The following is a 15,168-nucleotide window of genomic DNA, read 5'->3' as shown; positions in this document are numbered from 1 at the left end:
CCCGCTCCAGACGAACATCCTGGTACATCGACACGAAGGACGGCGCCCATGCGCATCGGAATCCCCGCCGAGGTCAAGAACCACGAGTATCGCGTCGCCGCCACGCCCGCCGGCGTGCGCGAGCTGGTGCGGCACGGCCACGAGGTCGCCGTGCAGAGCGGCGCCGGGACCGGCAGCTCGATCACCGACGAGGAGTTCGCCGCCGCGGGCGCTCGCCTCGTCGACGTCGCCGAGGCCTGGTCGGCCGAGCTCGTGCTCAAGGTCAAGGAGCCGGTGGCCTCCGAGTACGGCTACCTGCGTGACGATCTCACCCTCTTCACCTACCTGCACCTGGCGGCCGATGAGCACCTCGTCGACGCGCTGCTCGCGGCGGGCACGACGGCGATCGCGTACGAGACCGTTCAGCTACCCGACCGCTCCCTCCCGCTGCTCGCCCCCATGAGCGAGGTGGCCGGGCGTCTGTCCGTGCTGAGCGGCGGCTACCACCTCCTGGGCTCGCAGGGCGGCCGCGGTGTGCTGCTGGCCGGGGTGCCCGGCGTGCGCCCCGCGAAGGTCGCGGTCATCGGCGGCGGCATCGCCGGCAGCAACGCGGTCGCGCAGGCCGTCGGGCTGGGTGCGGACGTCACCGTGCTCGACATCTCGATCCCGCGGCTGCGTCAGCTCGACGACCTGTATCGAGGCGCGGTGCGCACGGTGGCATCCAGCGCGTACGAGATCGAGCGGACGGTGCTGGATGCGGACCTCGTCATCGGCGCCGTCCTCATCCCCGGGGCGAAGGCCCCGCACCTCGTCTCGCACGAGATCGTCGAACGGATGAAGACGGGCAGCGTCCTCGTGGACATCGCCATCGACCAGGGCGGCTGCTTCGAAGACTCTCACCCGACGACCCATGACGACCCGACGTTCCGTGTCGGCCCGACGATCTTCTCGTGCGTCGCCAACATGCCGGGCGCCGCGGCGGGCACGTCGACCCCCGCCCTGACCAATGCGACGCTGCCCTACGCCCTCGCCCTCGCCGACAAGGGCTGGGAGCGTGCGCTCGCCGACGACGCGGCCCTCGCGCTCGGGCTCAACACGCTCCACGGCCGGATCGCGAACGCGGGGGTCGCCGCCGCCTTCCCCGACAAGCCCCGCGCCTGACGTCGGCCGGATGCGAGGACGCCTCGCATCCGCCGTCGCACGACTCCGCCCCGCAGGACGATCTCTCCCGTTCGTTCTGCGGGGCGGTTGGCGTACCTCCCACACGCCCGCAGATTACGGCGGCGTTTCCCCCACCTGCGAATCGCGGCGAATGCTTGCCCTGCGCGGGGTGCGTGCGCTTTCATGAACCAACTTGGTCAAACGTCCAACTGCGAAGGCGCAGTTGCGGAGGAGGCTCACATGCAGGAGACGCGACGACCCGTGGCGGTCGTGACGGGGGCGAGCTCGGGGCTCGGGCGCGGATACGCGCAGCGCTTCGCCGCCCGCGGCCACGACCTCGTGCTCATCGCCCGCCGAGCGGACCGGCTCGAGGAGCTCGCCGCCGCGCTGCGCGCGCAGCACGGCCGTGACGTCGATGTGATCCCCGCCGACCTCACCGATCCCGCCGCTCCCGCGCGGATCGCGGCGGCGCTCGCGGAGCGCTCCCTCACGGCCGAGGTGCTGGTGAACTGCGCCGGATTCGGCACCGCCGGGGCCTTCGCCGGCGAGGACCCCGCGCGGATCGCCCAGGAGATCGCGGTCGACGTGATCGCACCCACCGTGCTCACGCGGCTGCTGCTGCCCGACCTCCTCGCCGCCGACGGCGGCATCCTGCTCATGGTCTCCAGCATCGCCGGTCACCAGCCCACCCCGAACCTCGCCGTGTACGGCGCGTGCAAGGCGTTCCTCACCTCGCTCACGGCGTCGATCTGGGAGGAGAATCGCGGGTCCCGGATGCGGGTGCTCGCCGTGTGCCCGGGCCCGACGGCGACCGAGTTCTTCGAGGCCTCCGGCTCCGAGCAGTTCAAGGTCGGCCGCGTCGGCACGATCGACGAGGTGCTCGACGCGACGTTCGCAGCCCTCGACGCCCGCCGCGGACCCGTCGTCACGGTCGGCTGGGGCAACCGGATCCAGTCGATCGGTGCCAAGCTCGCTCCGCGCCGGCTCACGCTCAGGGTCGGCCGCGCCGCGACCGAGCGCGCGGGAAGGGGCGCCTGATGCGCCGGCTCTCCTTCGAGGAGCGCCGCAGCGAGCTACTCGACGCGGCCGTGCGGGTCATCGGGCGCGAGGGACTGGCGGCGGCCACGACGCGCGCGATCGTCGCCGAGGCCGATATGCCGCTGGGGGCATTCCACTACGTGTTCGCCTCGCGCGACGACCTGATCGCCGCCATCGTCGAGCACATCACCGAGCAGGAGCGCCTCGCGGCGTGGATGGACGCCGACACCGACGCGACCTGCGCCGAGGTGCTGGCGCGCGGGCTGGACGCCTACCTGCGGCTGCTCGAGTCGGAGCCCCAGCGCGAGATGACCCTGCTCGACGTCGCCACGCACGCCATGCGGCACGATCCGGAGGCGGTGGGGCGCCAGTGGGCCACCTACCGCGTCGCGGCGCGCGCCAGCCTCTCGTACGCCGCCGAACTCGCCGGCATCGCCTGGACACGTCCGCTCGACGATCTCGCGTGGTCGCTGGCGAGCTGCCTGGACGGACTCACCCTCTCGTGGCTCAGCACGCGCGATTCGGATGCGGCACGCCGCCACATCCGCCTGCTCGCCGATGCCTTCGCCGCCTACGCCACCCCCGTGAAGGAGACCACCGATGCTGACTGAGACCGATGCCCGCGTGCTCGCGCTCACCAACGCGCGAGCCGTGCTGGGGGCGCTTCCCCGCCTGGTCGAGCTGGTGCCCGAGGCCGGACGCATCCTTGGAACCCTGCCCGCGCCGACGACGCTGTCGCTCGTCGCACCGGGGATCCCCGTGACGCGATACCGATTCTCCCCGGACGGCATCGCGCCGGTGTCCGAGGGTCGCGGACCGACGCTGATGTTCCGTTCGGTCGAACATCTCAACGCCGTCATCGCCGGAACCGCGCAGCCCATCCCGATCGCCGGCCCCGCCGGCATCCGGTTCCTGACGCGTGTGTTCACACCGCTCACGGATCTGCTCGGGGTCTACCTGAAGCCCGATGACGAACGCCTCGAGGATGCGGAGTTCCGCCGCCGCAGCACCCTACTCACCCTCGAGGTCGCCGCACGAGCGATCGCGGTCGTCGGAAACGAGGACACCAGCGGGCGCTTCTCCGCCGCGCACATGCCCGACGGCGATCTCGACCTCGAGATCGGCGACGAGCTGCGCTACCGCCTCGAGGTGAAGAACCACCGCATCCGCCTCGACGACGAACTGTCCGACCCGCCGCGCGCCGCCCTCCGCTTCGCCGACCTCGACGTCGCCGGTGGTGTGATCAGCGGCCGCGACAGTGCGCTGGCCTGCGTCTGCGACGGCAGGCTCGCCATGCGCGGTTTCATCCCCCTCGTCGACAACACCAGCCGCATCCTCGACCGTGTCGGCGCCTACCTCGGAGCGTGATCATGAGTACCCCCACCCTGACCCCCGTCTACAGCTACACGAAGAGCAACGAGGCGTTCGCCCGGGCCGTGAAGGTCATCCCCGGCGGCGTCCCCGGCCACCTCGGCCCCTCCGAGGGCTGCTTCATTCCCCGATCGGCATACCCGTTGTTCTCCGAGCGTGCTGAAGGCACCCGGTTCTGGGACGTCGACGGCAACGAGTACATCGACTACATGTGCGGCTACGGTCCCAACGTGCTCGGCTACGGCGACGCGGATGTGGCCGCCGCCGCCCAGGCGCAGGCGCGCAAGGAGGACGTGGTCTCGCTCCCCTCGACGACGATGATCGACCTGGCGGAGCTGCTGGTGGACACCGTCGCGAGCGCCGATTGGGCGTTCTTCGCGAAGAACGGCGGCGACACGACGACGCTGGCCATCATGACCGCCCGCGCCGCGACGGGCCGCCGACGCATCGTCTTCATCGAGGGGTACTACCACGGCGTCGCGCCGTGGACCCAGAAGCTCGACTACCCCGGCGTGCTCGACACCGACGTGCAGGGCAACATCGAGGTCCCGTGGAACGACATCGAGGCCATGCGGCGGGTGTTCACCGAGCACCGGGGCGAGATCGCCGCGCTCATCGCCCAGCCGTACAAGCACGGCAACTTCTTCGACAACGCCCTGCCCGCCAGGGGCTACTGGCAGGCGGTGAGGCGGCTCTGCGACGAGCACGGCGTCGTGCTCGTCGTCGACGACGTGCGCGCAGGCTGGCGACTGGACCTCGCCGGCAGCGACCACTTCTACGGCTTCGAGGCGGACCTCATCTGCTTCTGCAAGGCCATCGCGAACGGCTACAACATGTCGGCGCTGTGCGGGAAGGACAGCCTGCGCGAAGCGGTGTCGAGCATCACCTACACCGGCAGCTACTGGATGAGCGCGGTGCCCTTCGCCGCCGGCATCGCGACGATCGAGAAGCTCAAGGCGATCGATGCCCCCGCCCTGTTCCGCGAGCTCGGCACGACACTGACGACGGGACTCACCGAGGTCGCCGCGTCGCACGGCCGGACGCTCGTCTCCTCCGGCGAGCCGGCCCTGTTCTACCTGCGACTCGCCGACGACGAGTCGCTCATGCTCCATCAGCGGTGGATCGCCGAGTGCGTGCAGCGCGGAGCCTTCTTCAGCTCCCACCACAACCACTTCATCAACGCGGCGCTCACGAGCGCCGACATCACCCGGACGCTCGAGATCGCCGACGAGGCGTTCCGCGCGATCGAGGCATGACGTCGCTGCCGGCACTGCGCACGCGCGGTGCCGCCGTCGGTGGCGCCTACGCTGCGCAGGGCCTCGGCTACGCCACGATCGTCACCGCTCTGCCGACGATCAAGGACCGCGTCGACATCGGCGACGACGCGGTGTCGATGCTTCTGCTCGCGACCTGTCTCGCCGCGGCGCTCGGCTCCGTGCTCGCCGACGTCATCGCCGTGCGCGCGGGCAGCCGGCTCGCCCTCGCGTCGGGGCTCGCCGCCCAGGCGGTGGGACTCCTCTTCGTCAGCTTCACCGCATCCCTTCCCGTGCTGATCGTCGCGATCGTGCTCTACGGCGTGGGACTCGGCGCCGTCGACGCCTCGTCGAACATGCAGGGCTCGCTGCTGCAGCGTCACCACGAGCGGCCGGTGTTCGGCCGGCTGTACGCCGGATACACGGGTGCTGCCATCGTCGCCACCGGCGTCACCGCGGCGGTGCTGGCCACCGGCGCCCCCGCGGGCCTGACCCTGGTCATCGCCGCGGCGGCGCAGATCGCGATCGCCGGATGGGGACTCGCAGCCTTCGATCCCACGCGCGCGGCGCACGAGGTCGACGACTCCGCCGCGTCCCGCCCGCCCCTGCCGCGCCGCGCGATCTGGGCGGTGGGTGCGATCGTGTTCGCGGCGTTCGTGGTGGACTCCGCAGTCGCCAGCTGGAGCACGATCTACCTGACCGACGGGCTGCGGGCCGACCCGGGGATCACTCCCCTCGGCTACGGGGCATACCTCGTCGCCATGCTGGCGGCGCGGCTGGGCACGGACCCGCTCGTGCGACGGATCGGACGCATGCGGCTGGGCGTCGCAGCGGTCGTGGTGGCCGTGGCCGGCGCCGTCCTGGTGGCGGCGGCTCCGTTCGTGCCGACGGCCATCATCGGCTTCGCAGCGATGGGCGTCGCATCGGGAGCGCTCGTGCCGATCGCGTTCAGCCGCGCCGGCGAGCTTCTTCCCGAACGCAGCGACGAGGTGATCGCGCGCGTGAACCTCTTCAACTACGCGGGCGCCGTCGCCGGAGCCGTCGCGCTCGGACTCATCGCCGCGGGTCCGTCACTCGGGCCCGCGTTCCTCGTCCCCGCTGTCATCCTGGCCGCGCTCTCACCCCTGCTGCGCACCCTCCGCCGCCACTGACCCCCGCCGGTTCCGTCTCCCACCGGGCCAACGCAGTCGGTGTCAGCGGGCGAGGGCGGCCCGGATGCGGTCCATCGTCTCCAGCGTGAGGCGCGTGCGCTCCTGGTCCTCGGCGACGGCGGTCCCGCCCGCCTCGACGAGGGCCACGAAACGCTCCACCTCACCGCGCAGCGAGTGACGCTCGTCGGGCACCTCGACGGCCTCACGATCGCCGCCGACGGCGTGACGCACCACGCGGCGCGGGCTGACGAGGTCGTCGATCGACAGGGTCGCCCGCTCCCCCTCGATCTCGCTCGGACGCCCGGCGTTCGTGATCTTCGAGTACGACACGTCCACGACGAGGCCCGGGTAGCCGAGCAGCGCAACGCCGGCGCCGTCGGCGCCGCTCGCGATCGGCACGTCCAGCGCCTGCACCGTGTCGGGGCGGCCGAAGAGCAGCACGGCCGCGTGAACGCTGTAGACGCCGAGATCCGCGAGCGCGCCGCCGCCCATCGCCGGGTCGAAGATGTTGACGCGTCGCCCAGCCAGCACGTCGTCGTAGCGCGAGGACCGTTTGCCGTAGTGCAGCGACGCCCGCCGCAGGACACCGAGCGTCGGCAGCAGGTCGCGCACGACGCCGATCCCCGGGTCGTAGGCCATCCGCATCCCCTCCATGAGGATGAGGCCGCGCCGCGCCGCCTCCCGGGTGAGCTCGACCCACTCCCGCTCGGACGAGACGGCCGGCTTCTCGACGATGACGTGCCTGCCTGCGGCGAGCGCCGCGCGGATCTGCTCGGCGTGCACCGAGTTGGGAGAGCCCACGTACACCGCATCGATCGCCGGGTCGGCCAGCACGGCATCCAGATCGGATGCCGCGTGCGGCGCGCCGATGCGCCGGGCGATCTCGGCCGCGCGGTCCGCGTCGCGCGAGGTCGCCGTATGCAGCGCGATGCCGTCGACCTGGGCGACGGCACGCGCGAAGGCCTCGGTGATGATGCTCGAGCCGATCGTGGCGACGTTGATCATCGCACCAGCGTAGGCGTGGCCATGAGTGCGACGGCGCTCACGCGAGCGCGAGCGCCCGATGGACGGATGCGACGGCGCTGGATCCCTCCCCGACCGCCGCCGCCACCCGCTTCATGGATCCGCGTCGCACGTCCCCTGCGGCGAACAGCCGCGGCAGCGAGGTCTCGAACGGCAGCGGCTCGCGGCCCAGCTGCTGCCAGCGGGAGATCGACTGCACGGTGACGTCCGTGCCGGTGCGCAGGAAACCGTGGTCGTCGCGGTCGAGCGATCCGAGCCAGGATGTGGCGGGCTCGGCACCGATGAAGCAGAACAGTCCACGGGCGTCGACGTCGCCGACCGTGTCGATGCGCACGCTCTCGAGGACGCCGTCGCCGCCCAGCGCCGTGACGTTGGCGGCCGTGTGGATGCGGACTCCCGGGCTCTCCAGCAGCCGGTCCACGAGGTAACTCGACATGCGCTGGCGCAGATCGGTCCCGCGCACCACGAGGTGCACGGGACAGCCGTTGCCGGAGAGGTACAGCGCGGCTTGCCCCGCGGAGTTCGCACCGCCGACGACGACAGAAGGTGCTCCGGCGACCTGGTGCAGTTCGAGGGGCGTCGCCGCGTAGTAGATGCTCGAGCCTTCGAACCGCGACCAGCCCTCGATGTTGAGACGGCGGTAGGCGGCCCCCGAGGTGACGATGGCGGTGCGGGTGCGGATGAGGCGCCCGTCGGCGAGGGTGACCTCGAGCCCCTCCGGAACCTCGGCGATCGCGACGGCTTCGCATGGGGCGTAGACGCGCACCCCGAACTTGAGCGCCTGGAGCGTCGCCTGCCCGATGAGCTGACCGCCGCTCACGCCGAACGGGAAGCCCAGGAAGTTCTCGATGCGAGATGTCGCGGCGGCCTGACCACCGGGCGCGACCGCATCCAGGAGCACCGTGTTCAGGCCCTCGGATGCGCCGTAGATGGCGGCGGCGAGACCGGCAGGTCCGCCGCCGATCACGACGAGGTCGACGGCTGCATCCGTCTCGGCCTGGTAGCTCAGCCCCAGCCGGTCCGCGACGATGCCGGGCGTCGCGCGCGCGACCGGCTCGCCCTGCAGATAGGCGATCGGCAGGTCCTCGATGCGCACGCCGTGATCGGCATGCACGCCCATGTCGTCGGGATCCACCTCGACGGCGGTGTGCACGAGGTCGAGCCGCTCGGCGAAGCGGTCCAGAGCGAGGAACTCGCGCGATCCGCGCAGCCCGACGAACTTGAGAGTGAGGGCGGCGGGGCCGGTTCGCAACGACTCCCGCCTCTCCCACAGGGCGTGCAGGATCAGGTCGCAGAGCTCGTCGTCCTCCGCCATCAGCCGACGCAGCTGCCCCCGCGGCACCCGCAGGATGCGGCCGGGCTCGGCCACGCGGGCGGAGAGGAACGCCCCTTGCCCGTTCAGCAGACTCAACTCACCCGCGAACGTGCGCGCACCCATGCGTGTGAGCACCACCTCGTCGACCCAGCCCAGACCGTCGCGGACGATCTCGATCTCGGCGGTGTCGACGAGGATCATGTCGTAGTCGTGATCGCCGGAGCGGAACACGTAGTCCCCGGCGTCCACCTCCTCGGCGGTGCCGTACGCGCACAACCGCTCCCACTGCGCATCGGTCAGCTCGGAGGGACGAGTCGGCACGGCGACGGTCTCGTGACTCATACGCGGGATTGTCCTCGTCGGCCGGCTCCGCCACAACTCGACGGGCGCGTCACCCGCGTTCGGGGCCCATGAGCGGGCGCAGGGCCCGCGTCAGCGCCGCGATGTCGGCGCGATCCGACCCCGCCAGCACCTCCGCCTCCCGCCGCACCAGCTCCGTCATGGCCGCATCCACCACTCTGATGCCCTCCTCGGTCAGCAGGATGTAGACGCTGCGCCCGTCGGAGGGGTTGCGCTTTCGCACCACGAGCCCTCGCGTCGAGAGGTTCGCCAGCCGGTGCGACATCGTCGCGCTCGTGATCATCGTCCGTTCGATCAGCTGCGCGGGGCTCAGCCGGTGCGGAGGATCGGCCCGGCGCAGCGCCGCGAGCACGTCGAACTCCCACGAGGCCAGACCCGCCGTCGCGAACGCGGCCGCACGCAGCCGGTCCAGCCGGATGGCCGCACGACGCAGCCGCGACATCACATCGAGCGGAGTGAGGTCGACCTCGGGCAGGCGTCTGCCCCACGCGTCGATCAGCAGATCGACCTCGTCGTCTCGACGGTCATCGCTCACACGACGACGGTAGCGTGCGCAGACGGCTCGCAGGCGGCATCTCCGATCTCCCGCGCGGGGTGCGAGGATCGAGACGGCGGACCCACCGACGGACGGAGCACAGGCATGACCTCGTACAACGATCACGTGATCGCGGAGTTCCGGCGAAACGGCGGCCGGGTGGAGAACTTCGGCGACGCGCTGATCCTGCTGCACCACATCGGCGCCCGCAGCGGCCTCGAGCGCATCGCCCCGCTCATGGCCCTCCCGGACGGAGCCGATGCCTGGCTGATCGCCGCCTCGAAGGCGGGGGCGGAGGACAACCCCGCCTGGTTCCACAACCTCCGCGCCCATCCCGACGTGACGATCGAGACGCCGGCGGGCGAGGTCCAGGTCACGGCTCGGGTGCTGGGTCCGTCCGAACGGGATGCGGCGTGGCAGCGCTTCCTCGCCGCCAGCCCCGGTTTCGGCGACTACGAGCGACGCACGACGCGCACCATCCCCGTGGTCCGTCTGGAACGCCGATGACGGGTCAGCCCGGAGTCGACGTCCCCGATGCGCGTGGACGCACGGGCCTCGATCGCGTAGGGCGCGATCTGGACGGCAACCCCCGGGTGAGGGTGCGCGAGGTCCGCGTGCTCACCTCGAACTGGTTCGTGACGCGTACCACGACCTTCGACTTCCAGCACTCGGACGGCACCTGGACCACCGAGCACCGCGAGACGTACGACCGCGGCGACGGAGCGTGCATCCTGCTCTACGACGCCGAGGCGCGCACCGTGCTGCTGACCCGTCAGTTCCGCTACCCGGTCTACGTCAACCGGCATCCCGACGGCATGCTGATCGAGGCAGCCGCGGGACTTCTCGACGACGATGCTCCCGAAGCCGCCATCCGGCGCGAGGCAGAGGAGGAGACCGGGCGCCCGGTCGGCGACGTGGAGCACGTCTTCGACGTGTACATGAGCCCCGGCTCGGTGACCGAACGGCTGCACTTCTTCGCCGCGCCCTACCGCCGCGGCGACGTCGTATCGGGGGCGCGAGCGGGACTCGCCGACGAGGGCGAAGACATCGAGGTGCTCGAGCTCGACGTCGACGACGCGCTCGCGCGCATCGGCATCGACATCGTCGACGCCAAGACGATCATGCTGCTGCAGTGGGCGGCGCTGCGCGGACCCTTCTCGGCGGCCCGCGCGTGACGACGCGGCTGCTGCTGATCTCCGACACCCACATCCCGGCGCGTCGACGCACCCTCCCGGATGCGGTGCGTCGGCTCGCGGACGACGCCGATCTCATCGTGCACGCCGGCGACTGGGTCGTCGCGGGGGTGCTGGACGACCTCGCTCGGCACGGCGAGCTCGTCGGCGTCTACGGCAACAACGACGGCGCCGACCTCCGCGCCCGGCTCCCGCTGGTCGCGCACCGTCGGATCGAGGACGTGCGCATGAGCGTCGTGCACGAGACGGGCGACGCGCGCTCGAGGGAACGTCGGATGGATGCGGCGTACCCCGAGACGGATCTTCTCGTGTTCGGACACAGCCACATCCCGTGGGACACCGTCACGCCCGCGGGGATGCGCCTGCTGAATCCCGGCTCGCCGACCGACCGCCGCCGTCAGCCCGCCCACACCTGCATGAGGGTCACGATCGACGGCGACCGGATCGACGCGACGCTCGTCGCGCTCTGACCCGCTCGATCATCCCGCGTCCTCCGGCGCCAGCAGCGACCAGATCGAGGGCGGGTCACCTGCGCTGCGCTCCAGGACGACGTACTCGGTCTCGGGATGCTCCGCGATGAAGCGCTGCGCATCCTCGAGCGTCATCACTCTCTCGGTCACCTCATCGCCGTTCTTCTCGGACCAGGAGTTCTTGAACTGGACGCGGTACTCCTTCACCTCTGCACCGCCCGGCTCACTGGATGCGGTCGACCTGCACGCGGATGAGCCCCGCATCCGGGAAACGCGCGAGGAGCAGATCCGCGACCTCGCGGCCCGCGTCGGCCGCTCCCGCCGACGCGTCCGCGGCGATCCGCACCTGGACCGCCTCCGAGGCCGCACCACCCGCCACGAACGGCGCGACCGAGCCGAGCGCGCCGGCCACCGCATCCGCGACGCGCGGCGGGAACACCGCCGCGACGCCGGGCGAGCCGAGGACGAGTTCGGTCACCGCGTCCCGCGGCGCAGAGGGCAGGGTCATGACGCGTCCTTTCGCCGCTGGGGGGCGTGGATGTCCTCGATCGTGACGTCGATCGCTGCGACCTCGAGATCGGTGTGCCGCTCGACGACCTCGGCGACCCGGCGGCGGACGTCGTCCGCCACGGCGTGCGCGTCGAGATCCCAGGCGATGGATGCGGTGATGTCGATCGTCACCGGGGCGCCGAGCTCCTCGACATCTCCGATGATGCGCGTGCGCCCGATGAACACCCCGTCCAGCTCGTCGGCGGCCGAGCGCAGGAGGGTACGCACCGCGCCTTCGGCGACGGTGATCCGCACTCTCGGGTCGGGATGGCGCACCGGCAGATCGCGGCCGGACCGCAGCTCTGCCGCGACCTGGTCGAGGATGCCGCCGAACCACCCCGCCGACGGCTCGGGAAGCGAGGCCGCATCGGCGGCGAACAGATCGCGGGAGAGGTCTCCGACGCGGGAGAGGGACTCGAGGGCGTTCAGGCACTCCGGGCACTGCTCGATCTCGGCGTCGCGCGGCGAACGTCCCGCTTCCAGGTACTCGCTCAGCTCCTGGATCGTGCGCCCGCAGTCGAGGACGTCGGGTGAGGCGTTCGAGGCGGTCATCGCCATCCCTCCATCCCGATCATGATGCTCGCTCTGGCGCGGGCGAGGTTTCCCCGTACCGTACTCACCGGCACGTCCAGCTCCTCCGCGATCTCGGAGTAGCCGAGTCCCGCGGCTTCCCTGAGGATCCAGGTCCGTCGTTGCGCCTCCGGCAGTCTCTCCAACGCGGCCGAGAGTGCCGCGAGTCTAGCGTTGCGTTCGGCGACGTGCTCGGGCCTGGTGCTCTCGGGTGTGGACGGCTCCCAGTCCTCGAACGGTTCCTCCTTCGCGGAGCGGCGCAGCACCCGCAGTGCTTCGCGCGACGCGATGCGCAGCAGCCACGCCTTGACCGACGAACCGTCGCGCAGGGTCGGCAGCTGTCGCCACGCGACGACGAAGGCGTCCTGCACCACGTCGTCGGCATCTGCTTGCGAGCGGAGCATGCGCGCGATGTACGCGCGCATGAGCGGACTGTGCCGACGCACGATCTCCGCGAAGGCTGCGACGTCGTCGTCGACCGCGCGCTGCACCAGGATGCGGTCGGACAGCGCTGCGAGGCCCTTCGCAGCCGATTCAGGCTCCGCCATCGGCCCCTCCGAAATCCACCGGAACTTTTTTGTGACGATCCGGCGGGTAGGTGCCTCATGTCAGTAGGGCGAAGTTAGCGCCGACGACGAGAACCGTCTCGCGCTCTTGTCACCGCCCTGGCAACGAGATAAAGGAGCACATCATGGCCACTGAGCAGAAGACCACCCCCGCCGTGACCCCCGCACGCGTCGACCGCGGCGCCGTCGGCACGACCGGAACCGCCCCGACGGTCGCGGCCGCAGGTCGGACCGTCATCGCCGATGGCGTGGTCGCCAAGGTCGCCGGCATCGCGGCACGCGAGGTCCCCGGCGTGTACGCGCTCGGCGGCGGCGGCGCCCGCGCGCTCGGAATGATCCGCGACGCGATCAACGCGACCGACCTCACACAGGGTGTGAAGGTCGAGGTCGGCGAGACGCAGGCCGCGGCCGACCTCACGATCGTCGTGGAGTACCCCGCCCCCATCCAGGAGGTCGCCGCGGGCGTCCGGGCCGCGGTGGCCGGCGCGATCTCGCGGCTGGTGGGCCTCGAGGTCGTCGAGGTCAACGTGGAGGTCAACGACGTGCACCTTCCCGGTGACGACACCGACGACGACACCGAAGCGCGCGTCGCATGAGCGCCACGGTGAGCGGAGCGCTCGTGGGTGCGGTGCTCGCCGTGTCCGCCCTGCTGTTCGGCTTCTGGGGATTCCTCCTGGTCGCCCTGTTCATGGGCATCGGCGCGCTGGTCGGTCGCGTCGTGTCGGGTTCGCTCGACCTTCGCGCGCTCGCCAACGTGTTCTCCGGCCGCCGCACCTCATGAGCACCGCGACCTGGTCCGCGCTCGGCGGCGGGATGACGCCCGCCGCCGAGACGGTCCTGCCGGGCCGGACGCTCGTGGCCGAGCGCGCCCTGGTCGCCGTCTGCGAGCAGGTGGCGGCCCGGGCCATGGGACTGCCGCGGCGCGAGGTCAGCGTCCGGCTCGGCGCCACCGCCGGCGCACTGGCGGTCCGGGTGGAGGCACCGCTTCCCGTCCCGGACCTGTCGGAAGCGCTCCCGTCCGCGCAGTCCGAGACCGTCACTGCCCGCGGGCACCGCATCCGCGAGCAGATCCGCACCGACGTCGCGGCGCTCACGGGCCGCGAGGTGCGCCGCATCGACCTCACGATCACGGGCGCCCGCATCGAGAAGAAGAGGAGGGTGAGATGACCGCCACCGGCACCACCGCGTCGTCGGACCGCGCCCTCGCGCGCGTGCGGCGACGTGAGACGCACTCGCCCCGGTCGACGGCCATGGTCGTCGCCGTGGTCCTGCTGATCGCGCTGGTCGCCTACCTTGCGACCGAGATCGTGCTGGTCATGGCGGACGCACCGTCGCTCATCGCGGCCCCGGCCGATCTGCTGCGCGGCCTCGCCGCGGCATCCGGCACGGTCATGACCGCGATCGGTGCGGCCGTGGCGCTTCTGGGGGCGGTCCTCGTGGTGATCGCCGTCACCCCCGGCCGACTCGCGAAGCACACGATGGCCGCCGGCGACGGCACGATCGTCGTCGTGGACAACGGCGTGGTCGCCGCCGCCATCGCTCAGCATCTGAGCGACACCCTCGGCATCGATCGGCGCCGGCTCACCGTCGGAGTGGGCCACCGCCGCGTCGATGTCACCGTCCGGCCCGAGACGGGTCTGAGCATCGACCTCGATGAGGTGCGTGCCGCGGCCGACGCGGAGCTGGCCACATACCGACTGAGCCCGTCGGTCGTGCTGAGCGTGCACCGCCGTCTCGACAAGAAGGAGGAGCGATGAACACCACCCGCCGCGGTCTCAACCGGGCCCTCGTCCTCCTCGTCGGCCTCATCGCCCTCGCCTCGGGAGCGATGGTCGTATGGGCGTCCCTGTCCGCCGACGCGCATCGGTTGTGGGAGCAGACTCTGACCATGGGCGCAGAGGCCGTGGATGCCGCACATGCAGCGACCCTCGTCGGCGCGGGTCCCGTCTCCTGGGCGGGCATGGGCGCGGTGGCCGGCGCGGTGATCCTCATCGTGCTTCTGCTCACCCCGGTCGCACTGCTGGCGCACCGCCGCTCGCGCACCGTACTGCGCAGCGCTGAGGCGGATGCGGCACCCGGCCGCGTCGTCGTCCGGGAGGGGTTCGCCTCCGACGCGGTCACTGCGTCGCTGGCGCGGCGGGCCGACATCCTGTCGACGCGCGTCGTGGCCGACGACGTCCGGAACGCTCCCGTGCTCCACGTTGCCGTGACCCCGCACCCCCAGGCGTCGCCGCGCGAGATCGCCGACCACGTCGCCACCGTCGGCGCCCGTCTCGACACCCTCCTGGACCGCCCCACGCGCACCTACATCTCACTTCACGCAGGACTCCGGGCACGTCTCGCCTCGGACCGGCGCACCCTCACGTGACCGCGCACCGCGCGCGGGTCATCCGAAAGAAGAGAAAGGAGACCCTCATGGGACTCGACGACAAGATCAAGAACGCTGCGGAGGACCTCGTCGGCAAGGCCAAGGAAGCCGCCGGCAAGGTCACGGGCAACGAGAAGCTCGAGGCCGAGGGCAAGGCCGAACAGGCCAAGTCCGATCTCAAGCAGGCCGGCGAGAACGTGAAGGACGCCTTCAAGTAAGCCGGGACGGACGTGCCCCGCGGCCTCGGTCGCGGGGCACGTCGCTTC

At 71.4% G+C, this 15,168-nt stretch carries 22 protein-coding genes; 15 read left to right on the top strand and 7 right to left on the bottom strand.

All coding sequences use genetic code 11. The features are described 5' to 3' along the window. Positions 1-48: 48 nt before the first annotated feature. The 6 genes from ald (at position 49) to QE374_RS10980 (ending at position 5,953) form a co-directional block, all read left to right on the top strand. On the top strand, positions 49-1,140 hold the full coding sequence (gene ald / locus QE374_RS11005; RefSeq protein WP_309734834.1) for an alanine dehydrogenase: 1,092 nt from the start codon (positions 49-51) through the stop codon (positions 1,138-1,140). 240 nt (positions 1,141-1,380) lie between these two features. After that, a complete protein-coding gene (locus tag QE374_RS11000; protein ID WP_309734831.1) occupies positions 1,381-2,178 on the top strand; it encodes an SDR family NAD(P)-dependent oxidoreductase in 798 nt (265 codons plus the stop codon). Further along, positions 2,178-2,789: a TetR family transcriptional regulator gene (locus tag QE374_RS10995; protein WP_309734829.1), complete on the top strand. Its 612-nt coding sequence runs from the start codon at positions 2,178-2,180 to the stop codon at positions 2,787-2,789. The genes QE374_RS11000 and QE374_RS10995 overlap by 1 nt, the downstream gene beginning before the upstream one ends. Further along, a complete protein-coding gene (locus QE374_RS10990; protein WP_309734827.1) occupies positions 2,779-3,546 on the top strand; it encodes a hypothetical protein in 768 nt (255 codons plus the stop codon). Before QE374_RS10995 ends, QE374_RS10990 begins: the two co-directional genes overlap by 11 nt. Before the next feature lie 2 nt (positions 3,547-3,548). Beyond that, positions 3,549-4,805, top strand: coding sequence for an aminotransferase class III-fold pyridoxal phosphate-dependent enzyme (locus tag QE374_RS10985; RefSeq protein ID WP_309734825.1), 1,257 nt, complete (start codon positions 3,549-3,551; stop codon positions 4,803-4,805). Then, entirely contained in the window at positions 4,802-5,953 is a 1,152-nt protein-coding gene (locus tag QE374_RS10980) for an MFS transporter (protein ID WP_309734824.1), read from the top strand. The genes QE374_RS10985 and QE374_RS10980 overlap by 4 nt, the downstream gene beginning before the upstream one ends. A 42-nt stretch (positions 5,954-5,995) precedes the next feature. Here the strand turns inward: QE374_RS10980 and QE374_RS10975 are convergent, their stop codons facing one another. The 3 genes from QE374_RS10975 to QE374_RS10965 are packed head-to-tail and all read right to left on the bottom strand — an operon-like array spanning position 5,996 to position 9,186. Beyond that, entirely contained in the window at positions 5,996-6,958 is a 963-nt protein-coding gene (locus QE374_RS10975; RefSeq protein WP_309734822.1) for a Gfo/Idh/MocA family oxidoreductase, read from the bottom strand. A 37-nt stretch (positions 6,959-6,995) separates the two neighbouring features. After that, entirely contained in the window at positions 6,996-8,633 is a 1,638-nt protein-coding gene (locus QE374_RS10970; protein WP_309734820.1) for an FAD-dependent oxidoreductase, read from the bottom strand. Positions 8,634-8,682: 49 nt separating this feature from the next. Further along, complete coding sequence (locus tag QE374_RS10965; RefSeq protein ID WP_309734818.1) at positions 8,683-9,186, bottom strand: MarR family transcriptional regulator; 504 nt, start codon at positions 9,184-9,186, stop codon at positions 8,683-8,685. Between the two features lie 105 nt (positions 9,187-9,291). Here QE374_RS10965 and QE374_RS10960 point away from each other — a divergent pair, with 105 nt between their 5' ends. From QE374_RS10960 to QE374_RS10950, 3 genes are read left to right on the top strand one after another with little or no spacing between them, the layout of a single operon-like run. Then, on the top strand, positions 9,292-9,693 hold the full coding sequence (locus QE374_RS10960; protein WP_309734816.1) for a nitroreductase/quinone reductase family protein: 402 nt from the start codon (positions 9,292-9,294) through the stop codon (positions 9,691-9,693). Next, positions 9,690-10,361, top strand: coding sequence for an NUDIX domain-containing protein (locus tag QE374_RS10955; protein ID WP_309734814.1), 672 nt, complete (start codon positions 9,690-9,692; stop codon positions 10,359-10,361). Before QE374_RS10960 ends, QE374_RS10955 begins: the two co-directional genes overlap by 4 nt. Continuing rightward, positions 10,358-10,849, top strand: a complete 492-nt coding sequence (locus QE374_RS10950; protein ID WP_309734812.1) for a YfcE family phosphodiesterase — start codon at positions 10,358-10,360, stop codon at positions 10,847-10,849. The genes QE374_RS10955 and QE374_RS10950 overlap by 4 nt, the downstream gene beginning before the upstream one ends. Before the next feature lie 9 nt (positions 10,850-10,858). Here the strand turns inward: QE374_RS10950 and QE374_RS10945 are convergent, their stop codons facing one another. The 4 genes from QE374_RS10945 to QE374_RS10930 are packed head-to-tail and all read right to left on the bottom strand — an operon-like array spanning position 10,859 to position 12,516. After that, positions 10,859-11,056 (bottom strand): hypothetical protein, encoded by a 198-nt coding sequence (locus QE374_RS10945; RefSeq protein ID WP_309734809.1) that lies wholly within the window; start codon positions 11,054-11,056, stop codon positions 10,859-10,861. Positions 11,057-11,072: 16 nt separating this feature from the next. Continuing rightward, positions 11,073-11,357 carry a hypothetical protein gene (locus QE374_RS10940; RefSeq protein WP_309734807.1) on the bottom strand — a complete coding sequence of 95 codons (285 nt, stop codon included), beginning with the start codon at positions 11,355-11,357 and terminating at the stop codon, positions 11,073-11,075. After that, positions 11,354-11,950 (bottom strand): Asp23/Gls24 family envelope stress response protein, encoded by a 597-nt coding sequence (locus QE374_RS10935; RefSeq protein ID WP_309734804.1) that lies wholly within the window; start codon positions 11,948-11,950, stop codon positions 11,354-11,356. Before QE374_RS10935 ends, QE374_RS10940 begins: the two co-directional genes overlap by 4 nt. Beyond that, a complete protein-coding gene (locus QE374_RS10930; protein ID WP_309734803.1) occupies positions 11,947-12,516 on the bottom strand; it encodes a sigma-70 family RNA polymerase sigma factor in 570 nt (189 codons plus the stop codon). The genes QE374_RS10935 and QE374_RS10930 overlap by 4 nt, the downstream gene beginning before the upstream one ends. 143 nt (positions 12,517-12,659) lie before the next feature. Here QE374_RS10930 and QE374_RS10925 point away from each other — a divergent pair, with 143 nt between their 5' ends. The 6 genes from QE374_RS10925 to QE374_RS10900 are packed head-to-tail and all read left to right on the top strand — an operon-like array spanning position 12,660 to position 15,120. Continuing rightward, positions 12,660-13,130: an Asp23/Gls24 family envelope stress response protein gene (locus QE374_RS10925; protein WP_309734801.1), complete on the top strand. Its 471-nt coding sequence runs from the start codon at positions 12,660-12,662 to the stop codon at positions 13,128-13,130. After that, positions 13,127-13,315 carry a DUF2273 domain-containing protein gene (locus tag QE374_RS10920; protein ID WP_137418153.1) on the top strand — a complete coding sequence of 63 codons (189 nt, stop codon included), beginning with the start codon at positions 13,127-13,129 and terminating at the stop codon, positions 13,313-13,315. The genes QE374_RS10925 and QE374_RS10920 overlap by 4 nt, the downstream gene beginning before the upstream one ends. After that, positions 13,312-13,701 (top strand): hypothetical protein, encoded by a 390-nt coding sequence (locus tag QE374_RS10915; RefSeq protein WP_309734798.1) that lies wholly within the window; start codon positions 13,312-13,314, stop codon positions 13,699-13,701. Before QE374_RS10920 ends, QE374_RS10915 begins: the two co-directional genes overlap by 4 nt. After that, positions 13,698-14,291, top strand: coding sequence for a DUF6286 domain-containing protein (locus QE374_RS10910; RefSeq protein WP_309734797.1), 594 nt, complete (start codon positions 13,698-13,700; stop codon positions 14,289-14,291). Before QE374_RS10915 ends, QE374_RS10910 begins: the two co-directional genes overlap by 4 nt. Next, positions 14,288-14,902, top strand: coding sequence for a hypothetical protein (locus QE374_RS10905; protein WP_309734796.1), 615 nt, complete (start codon positions 14,288-14,290; stop codon positions 14,900-14,902). Before QE374_RS10910 ends, QE374_RS10905 begins: the two co-directional genes overlap by 4 nt. Before the next feature lie 47 nt (positions 14,903-14,949). Further along, positions 14,950-15,120, top strand: a complete 171-nt coding sequence (locus tag QE374_RS10900) for a CsbD family protein (RefSeq protein ID WP_309734794.1) — start codon at positions 14,950-14,952, stop codon at positions 15,118-15,120. The last annotated feature ends 48 nt before the right edge of the window (positions 15,121-15,168 follow it).

Origin of the sequence: Microbacterium sp. SORGH_AS_0428 (assembly GCF_031453615.1) — a bacterium.
Taxonomy (GTDB): Bacteria; Actinomycetota; Actinomycetes; order Actinomycetales; family Microbacteriaceae; genus Microbacterium.
The sequence above is the reverse complement of the archived record's forward strand: the minus strand, read 5'-3'. Positions and strand labels throughout refer to the sequence as shown.

Bases quoted from the DNA above. Each gene is read 5' to 3' on its own strand.
- ald (WP_309734834.1), top strand. From the start codon at position 49: ATGCGCATCGGAATCCCCGCCGAGGTCAAGAACCACGAGTATCGCGTC.
- QE374_RS11000 (WP_309734831.1), top strand. From the start codon at position 1,381: ATGCAGGAGACGCGACGACCCGTGGCGGTCGTGACGGGGGCGAGCTCG.
- QE374_RS10995 (WP_309734829.1), top strand. From the start codon at position 2,178: ATGCGCCGGCTCTCCTTCGAGGAGCGCCGCAGCGAGCTACTCGACGCG.
- QE374_RS10990 (WP_309734827.1), top strand. From the start codon at position 2,779: ATGCTGACTGAGACCGATGCCCGCGTGCTCGCGCTCACCAACGCGCGA.
- QE374_RS10985 (WP_309734825.1), top strand. From the start codon at position 3,549: ATGAGTACCCCCACCCTGACCCCCGTCTACAGCTACACGAAGAGCAAC.
- QE374_RS10980 (WP_309734824.1), top strand. From the start codon at position 4,802: ATGACGTCGCTGCCGGCACTGCGCACGCGCGGTGCCGCCGTCGGTGGC.
- QE374_RS10975 (WP_309734822.1), bottom strand. From the start codon at position 6,958: ATGATCAACGTCGCCACGATCGGCTCGAGCATCATCACCGAGGCCTTC.
- QE374_RS10970 (WP_309734820.1), bottom strand. From the start codon at position 8,633: ATGAGTCACGAGACCGTCGCCGTGCCGACTCGTCCCTCCGAGCTGACC.
- QE374_RS10960 (WP_309734816.1), top strand. From the start codon at position 9,292: ATGACCTCGTACAACGATCACGTGATCGCGGAGTTCCGGCGAAACGGC.
- QE374_RS10955 (WP_309734814.1), top strand. From the start codon at position 9,690: ATGACGGGTCAGCCCGGAGTCGACGTCCCCGATGCGCGTGGACGCACG.
- QE374_RS10940 (WP_309734807.1), bottom strand. From the start codon at position 11,357: ATGACCCTGCCCTCTGCGCCGCGGGACGCGGTGACCGAACTCGTCCTC.
- QE374_RS10935 (WP_309734804.1), bottom strand. From the start codon at position 11,950: ATGACCGCCTCGAACGCCTCACCCGACGTCCTCGACTGCGGGCGCACG.
- QE374_RS10930 (WP_309734803.1), bottom strand. From the start codon at position 12,516: ATGGCGGAGCCTGAATCGGCTGCGAAGGGCCTCGCAGCGCTGTCCGAC.
- QE374_RS10925 (WP_309734801.1), top strand. From the start codon at position 12,660: ATGGCCACTGAGCAGAAGACCACCCCCGCCGTGACCCCCGCACGCGTC.
- QE374_RS10920 (WP_137418153.1), top strand. From the start codon at position 13,127: ATGAGCGCCACGGTGAGCGGAGCGCTCGTGGGTGCGGTGCTCGCCGTG.
- QE374_RS10915 (WP_309734798.1), top strand. From the start codon at position 13,312: ATGAGCACCGCGACCTGGTCCGCGCTCGGCGGCGGGATGACGCCCGCC.
- QE374_RS10910 (WP_309734797.1), top strand. From the start codon at position 13,698: ATGACCGCCACCGGCACCACCGCGTCGTCGGACCGCGCCCTCGCGCGC.
- QE374_RS10905 (WP_309734796.1), top strand. From the start codon at position 14,288: ATGAACACCACCCGCCGCGGTCTCAACCGGGCCCTCGTCCTCCTCGTC.
- QE374_RS10900 (WP_309734794.1), top strand. From the start codon at position 14,950: ATGGGACTCGACGACAAGATCAAGAACGCTGCGGAGGACCTCGTCGGC.